This window comes from Micromonospora sp. NPDC048907 (assembly GCF_055586885.1).
Map to the genome: position 1 here is coordinate 97,357 of NZ_JBVJHI010000008.1, position 6,307 is coordinate 103,663.

Here is a 6,307-nt window from a genome sequence, read left to right on the forward strand (position 1 = left end):
GATGACGAGGACCGTGGACCGGGCTCGCGGTGGCGGGACGATGCTACTGCTGGCCGCGCTGCTGTCCGGCTGCGCGCCGCCCGCGGCCGGCCGGGCCGCCGGCCCGCCGCCCGCCGCTCCGGTCGCCACCGCGCGGGCGGCGGCGCCCGCGTCGGCCCGGCAGGCTCCGGTCCGGATCGGCTATCCGGCGGACGGCCACGGCCGGTGGCGGTTCGCCGCCGGCGAGCCCGCGACCCCCGCGGGTACGCGCCGGCTGCTGCGCTACCGGGTCGCGGTGGAGGGCGACATCCGCGGGGTGCCGCCGGCCGACTTCGCCGCCGAGGTCACCCGCATCCTGAGCGACCCGCAGGGCTGGACCGCGGACGGCGTCCTCGCCCTGCGCCGGGTCGGGCGGGACCAGCCGGCCGACTTCACCGTCTACCTGGCCACCCCCGGCACCCGGGACGAGCTGTGCCAGGACCGGCCGGACGGCTACACCTCCTGCCGCCACGGCGACCGGGTGGTGCTCAACGTCGCCCGCTGGGCCGGCGGTGTGCCGGGCTACGGCGCGGGACTCGCCACCTACCGCCGGTACATGGTCAACCACGAGGTCGGCCACCGGCTCGGCCACGGGCACGAGCGGTGCCCGGGGCGGGGCCGGCCGGCGCCCGTGATGCAGCAGCAGACCCTGGGCCTGCACGGCTGCACGCCGAACGCGCTGCCCTACCCGGACGGCCGGCGGTACACCGGAGCCCCGGGGGCGTACGCCGATCCGGTGCCGCCCCGCGAGCGCGCCCGGGCCGGTTGAGACGGGACGGCGACGGCGCGTGGTGGGGGCCGACCGGCGATGGTGCTTTAGTAGACGCCATGCCCAACCCCGCGATCCTCACCGTCGACGACGACCCGGCCGTCTCCCGGGCGGTCGCCCGCGACCTGCGGCGCCGCTACGGCGACCGGTACCGGGTGGTGCGGGCCGACTCCGCCGAGGCGGCGCTGGACGCGCTGCGCGAGCTGAAACTCCGCGGCGAGCAGGTGGCGGTGCTGATCGCCGACTACCGGATGCCGCAGATGAACGGCATCGAGTTCCTCGAGGCCGCCATGGACCTCTTCCCCACGGCCCGGCGGGTGCTGCTCACCGCGTACGCCGACACCGACGCCGCCATCAACGCGATAAACGTGGTCGACCTCGACCACTACCTGCTCAAGCCCTGGCATCCGCCGGAGGAGAAGCTCTACCCGGTGCTGGACCAGCTGCTGGAGTCGTGGACGGCCGGCTCGGCCACCGCCGTCGCCGAGTTGCGCGTGGTCGGGCACCGCTGGTCGGCCCCGTCGTTCACGGCCCGCGACTTCCTGGCCCGCAACCTGGTGCCGTTCCGCTGGGTGCTCGCCGACGAGCCGGAGGGCGCCGGGCTGCTCGCGGCGGCCGGGGTGACCGCGAACGACGTACCCCTGGTCGTCACGGCCGACGGCAAGTCGCTCGTGCAGCCGACGACGGCCGACCTGGCCGCGCAGGTCGGGCTGGCCACGACGCCGGCCGCGGAGTTCTACGACCTGGTGGTGGTCGGCGCCGGTCCGGCCGGGCTGGGCGCGGCCGTCTACGGCGCCTCCGAAGGGCTGCGGACGGTGCTGATCGAGCGGCGGGCCACCGGGGGCCAGGCCGGGCAGAGCAGCCGGATCGAGAACTACCTCGGCTTTCCGGACGGCGTCTCCGGCGCCCAGCTCACCGACCGGGCCCGCCGGCAGGCGCTGCGGTTCGGCGCCGAGCTGCTCAGCGCCCGCGAGGTGGTGTCCCTGGAGGACGCCGGTGGGGCGCGGGTGCTGCGGTTCGCCGACGGCAGCAGCGTCGCCGCGCACACGGTGGTGCTGGCCACCGGCGTCTCCTACCGGATGCTGCCCGCGCCCGGGCTGGCCGAGCTGACCGGCCGGGGCTGCTTCTACGGCTCGGTGGCCAGCGAGGCGCCGAGCTGCTCGGGGGAGGACGTCTACATCGTCGGTGGCGCGAACTCCGCCGGCCAGGCCGCCGTGCACTTCTCCCGGTACGCCCGCCGGGTGCACCTGCTGATCCGCGGGGACGACCTGGCCCGCTCGATGTCCAGCTACCTGATCGAGCAGATCGCCCGGATCGACGCCATCGAGGTCCACCCGCACACCGAGGTGGTCGGCGCTGCCGGCCAGGAGCACCTGGAGGAGGTGACCCTGCGCGACACCCGCACCGGCGAGACGCGGCGCGTCGACACCTCGTGGCTGTTCGTGTTCATCGGCGCGGAGCCGGGCACCGACTGGCTCGACGGCGCGGTCGCCCGGGACAGCCGGGGCTTCGTCCTCACCGGGCCGGACCTGACCCGGGGCGGCCGCCGGCCCGCCGGTTGGGCGCTGCCCCGCGACCCGTACCACCTGGAGTCCAGCATGCCGGGCGTCTTCGCCGCCGGTGACGTGCGGGCCGAGTCGGTGAAGCGGGTGGCCTCGGCCGTGGGCGAGGGCGCCATGGCGGTCTCGCTCGTGCACCGCTACCTGGAGGCCCAGTGAGCGCGAGGAGTGAGCCGGGTCTGCGAGCCCCGCAGTCGCGAACCAGGGAGGCACAATGACCACCGAATCCGACCGGCTCACCCCCGACGACCTGCGGCGCCTCTTCCTCTTCGAGTCGCTCACCCCGGAGCAGCTCGCGCACCTGACCGAGCACGGCCGGGTGGAGCGGCGCCGCGCCGGCGAGGCCGTCTATGTCGAAGGGGAGCCGGCGAGCTGCTTCTACGTGCTGCTGCACGGCACGGTGACGCTGCACCGCCGGGTGCAGGGCGACGACATGGAGGTCAGCCGGACCAGCCAGCCGGGCGTCTACGGCGGCGCCATGCAGGCGTACGTGGGCGACCTGGCCGAGCAGCGCTACCTCAACAGTCTCTTCGCGGTGACCGACTGCGCGGTCTTCGCGCTCCCCGCCCAGATCATCGCCGAGGCGATGCGCAGCTGGTTCCCGATGGCCACCCACCTGCTGGAGGGGCTGTTCATCGGGATGCGCAACTCGCAGACCATCGTCGGCGAGCGGGAACGGCTGCTGGCCCTGGGCGCCCTCTCGGCCGGGCTCACCCACGAACTGAACAACCCGGCGGCGGCCGCGGTGCGGGCCACCTCGGCGCTGCGCGGCCGGGTCGCCAAGATGCGGCACAAGCTCGCCATGATCGCCGACGGCCGGCTCGACGGCCGGCGCCTGCACGACCTCGTCTCCCTGCAAGAGGAGGCGGTGAAGCGGGCCGCCGCCGCGCCCGCGCTGACCCCGCTGGCGGCCAGCGACGCGGAGGACGAGCTGGCCGACTGGCTCGACGACCACGGTGTCCGGGGCGCCTGGGAGCTGGCCCCGACGCTTGTCGCCGGGGGCATCGACACCGGCTGGCTGAGCCAGGTGGACGCCGCGGTCGGCGCCGACGACCTGGAGTCGGCGATCCACTGGATCACCTACACCATCGACACCGAACTGCTCATGGGCGAGATCGACGACGCGGTCACCCGGGTCTCCGGGCTGGTCGGCGCCGCGAAGCAGTACTCCCAGCTGGACCGGGCGCCCTACCAGACGGTCGACGTGCACGACCTGCTCGACGCCACCCTGGTCATGCTCCAGGCCAAGATCCCGGCCGGGGTGCGGGTGGTGAAGGAGTACGACCGGACGGTGCCGGCCGTTCCCGCGTACGCCGCCGAGCTGAACCAGGTCTGGACGAACCTCATCGACAACGCGCTCGGCGCCATGGGCGACACCGGCACGCTGACCGTCCGGACCGGCCGCAAGGAGGACCGGCTGATCGTGGAGATCGGTGACACCGGCGGCGGCATCCCGCCGGAGATCCGGCCGCGCATCTTCGAGCCGTTCTTCACCACGAAGCCCGTCGGTGAGGGCACCGGCCTCGGGCTGGACATCTCCTACCGGATCGTCGTCAACAAGCACCACGGGGACATCCGGGTGCGGTCCGAGCCGGGCGACACCCGGTTCGTCGTGCTGCTGCCGCTGACCCCGGCCTGACCCGGCGCGGTCGGGTCAGAACAGCGTCGACGGGGCGACCGGCGCCGGCTCGGGCAGCGGCGCGACCCCGGGCAGGCGCGCCCGGACCTGGTCGTGGAAGCGGCGGGCGAGGTCGGGTGCGTCGGCGTTGTCCGGGGTGTGCACGAACACGGTCGGGGAGCGGCCCTCGCGCAGCCAGCCGGTCACCACGTCGAGCCACGGCTGCCAGCCCTCGACCGTGCGTGCCGGGTCGTCCCGCCCGAGGTAGCGGACGATCGGCCGGTCGGTCAGCGCCCGGGTCCGCAGAGCAAGGCGCGGCTTCTTGAGCCACGCCTCCCGCTCCGCGTCGCTGGTCGGCGGGGTGCGGAAGAACGCGGTGGTGTCGAAGGGAATCCACTCCGCGCCGACCCGGGCGAGCGCGTCCTCCAGGGCGCGCGCCGCTCCGGCGTCGGTGAAGAACGCGGGGTGGCGGACCTCGACGGCGTACCGGTGGGTGGTGGGCAGGCCCCGCAGGAAGCGGGCCAGCGTGGGCACGTCGCCGGGGCCGAACGAGCCCGGCAACTGCACCCAGAGGGCGTGCGCGCGCGGGCCGAGGGGTTCGACGGCGTCCAGGAAGGCCCGCAGCTCCGCGTCGGCCCCGGTGAGCCGGCGCTCGTGCGTGACGACCTTCGGCAGCTTGGGCACGAAGCGGAAGTCGGGCCCGGTCTGCCGCGTCCAGGACGCCACCGTCTCCGGGGACGGGGTGGCGTAGAAGGTGGTGTTCCCCTCGACCGCTGTGCACCACTCGGCGTAGGCGCGCAGCCGCTCCTGGGCCGGCAGCGGGTGCGCCAGGTAGCGCCCGGGCCAGGCTCTGTGCGTCCACATGGCGCAGCCCACGTGCAGGCGCATCCGACCCTCCCACCGCTCGCCGGCCCGGCGCGGCCACCCGCGCCGCCGCAACGGTATCCGGGCCGGAACGTCCCGGCGGATTCGACCGGGCCGGCCGCCCGGCGGTGCCCGGTCCGTTCAGCCGCGACCGGTGCCGTCCGCGAGCAGCCGTCCCGCCGTCCGGCGGCGTTGCTGCTTCACCAGGTAGAGCCGCTGGTCGGCGACGTGCAGCAGGCGGTCGAGGGTGTCCCCGTCGTGGGGGGCGGTGGCCGAGCCGACGCTGACGCCGGCCAGCCCCCGGACGGCCGCCTCGATCCGGGCCGCCGCGGCGCGCGCCGACTCCCGGTCGGCGTCGGACAGCACCACCACGAACTCGTCGCCGCCGATGCGGGCCAGGGCGTCCTCGGCCCGCAGGACGGTCCGGGTCGCCGCCACCACCCGGCGGAGCAGGTCGTCGCCGGCGGCGTGCCCGAGCCGGTCGTTGACGAGCTTGAAGTCGTCCAGGTCCAGGCAGAGCAGCGACGGGCCGGGGCGGCAGCCGGCGTGGAACAGGAATGTGGCCAACTCGGCCAGGCCGCGCCGGTTCAGCGCGCCGGTGAGCGGGTCCAGGGACGCCAGGGCGCGCAGCTGGGACCGCTGCCGGGCGAGGGCCCGGGTCTGCGCCGAGCAGACCGAGGCCAGCACCAGCATGCCGGCCAGGTAGACGAACACGTGACCGGCGGGGGCCGGCCGCCCGGCGACGGCGACGACGAGGTACGACCCGACCGTGAGCACCTCCAGCCCCACCATGAGCCGCAGGCGCGGTGTGTAGCCGGCGACGAACACGGACGTGGTGACGAACCCCAGCGCGGCCGGCGACGTCACGCCGCCGTCCCAGTACGCGCCGAGCGCCGCCATCACCAGCGTGAGCATCAGGAGGCTGAACGAGAGCCGGTAGCTGGACGTCTTGGTGGTCACCCGGGTGGCCGCCCACGTGCCGACGACACCGGCCGCCAGGCCGCAGCCGTACGCCGTGAGCATCAGGTCCCGGTTCGGCGCGCCGAGCGTCAGGAGGCAGTAGACGACGGCGACCGAGTGGGAGACGGCGTGGAGGGCCGCGCTGATCAGCGTGCGGCGGCGGCGCTCTCTCATCCCACCGTCCACCGTGCCCCCGACCGCCGGTCGCGCGCGCCCGTGCGGGCACGGCGTCGCTCAGCCGGTGCGATCGCGCCGACCCCCGGTGTGGACGCCACTCGGATGAGGCAGCTCACCACGTCGAAATTGAATGACCTGCGTGAACCGGCAGTCAAGAGACGAGTCGTTAACCAGCCGTTCATATCACGTACGGGAGCGCCCGGATCACCCTGAGCTGCGGGCGGGGGCCCGCCCCCCCCCCCCCGCCCCCCCCCCCCCCCCCCCCCCCCCCCCGGCGGCCCCCCCCCCCGGCCCCCCCCCCCCCCCGCCGGGGCGGTCAGGCGGCGGGCGCCTCCGCCGCCG

The 6,307-nt window shown here is 75.2% G+C and carries 5 protein-coding genes; 3 read left to right on the forward strand and 2 right to left on the reverse strand.

Going from position 1 to position 6,307, the window contains the following annotated elements; translation table 11 throughout:
• Position 1 precedes the first annotated feature (1 nt).
• Genes ACZ6PY_RS25745 through ACZ6PY_RS25755 form a run of 3 tightly spaced genes read left to right on the forward strand, consistent with a single transcriptional unit; the run spans position 2 to position 3,985 of the window.
• Positions 2-787, forward strand: coding sequence for a DUF3152 domain-containing protein (locus ACZ6PY_RS25745; protein WP_466076163.1), 786 nt, complete (start codon positions 2-4; stop codon positions 785-787).
• A gap of 59 nt (positions 788-846) precedes the next feature.
• Positions 847-2,505 carry an NAD(P)/FAD-dependent oxidoreductase gene (locus ACZ6PY_RS25750; RefSeq protein WP_466076165.1) on the forward strand — a complete coding sequence of 553 codons (1,659 nt, stop codon included), beginning with the start codon at positions 847-849 and terminating at the stop codon, positions 2,503-2,505.
• A gap of 55 nt (positions 2,506-2,560) precedes the next feature.
• On the forward strand, positions 2,561-3,985 hold the full coding sequence (locus tag ACZ6PY_RS25755; RefSeq protein ID WP_466076168.1) for an ATP-binding protein: 1,425 nt from the start codon (positions 2,561-2,563) through the stop codon (positions 3,983-3,985).
• A gap of 15 nt (positions 3,986-4,000) precedes the next feature.
• Here ACZ6PY_RS25755 and ACZ6PY_RS25760 read toward each other — a convergent pair whose 3' ends face one another.
• Both ACZ6PY_RS25760 and ACZ6PY_RS25765 read right to left on the reverse strand, forming a co-directional pair.
• Positions 4,001-4,828, reverse strand: a complete 828-nt coding sequence (locus tag ACZ6PY_RS25760) for a DUF72 domain-containing protein (RefSeq protein ID WP_466076521.1) — start codon at positions 4,826-4,828, stop codon at positions 4,001-4,003.
• Between the two features lie 141 nt (positions 4,829-4,969).
• Positions 4,970-5,962, reverse strand: coding sequence for a GGDEF domain-containing protein (locus tag ACZ6PY_RS25765; protein WP_466076171.1), 993 nt, complete (start codon positions 5,960-5,962; stop codon positions 4,970-4,972).
• Between the last annotated feature and the right edge of the window lie 345 nt (positions 5,963-6,307).

Bases quoted from the DNA above. Each gene is read 5' to 3' on its own strand.
- ACZ6PY_RS25765 (WP_466076171.1), bottom strand. From the start codon at position 5,962: ATGAGAGAGCGCCGCCGCCGCACGCTGATCAGCGCGGCCCTCCACGCC.
- ACZ6PY_RS25750 (WP_466076165.1), top strand. From the start codon at position 847: ATGCCCAACCCCGCGATCCTCACCGTCGACGACGACCCGGCCGTCTCC.
- ACZ6PY_RS25760 (WP_466076521.1), bottom strand. From the start codon at position 4,828: ATGTGGACGCACAGAGCCTGGCCCGGGCGCTACCTGGCGCACCCGCTG.
- ACZ6PY_RS25755 (WP_466076168.1), top strand. From the start codon at position 2,561: ATGACCACCGAATCCGACCGGCTCACCCCCGACGACCTGCGGCGCCTC.
- ACZ6PY_RS25745 (WP_466076163.1), top strand. From the start codon at position 2: ATGACGAGGACCGTGGACCGGGCTCGCGGTGGCGGGACGATGCTACTG.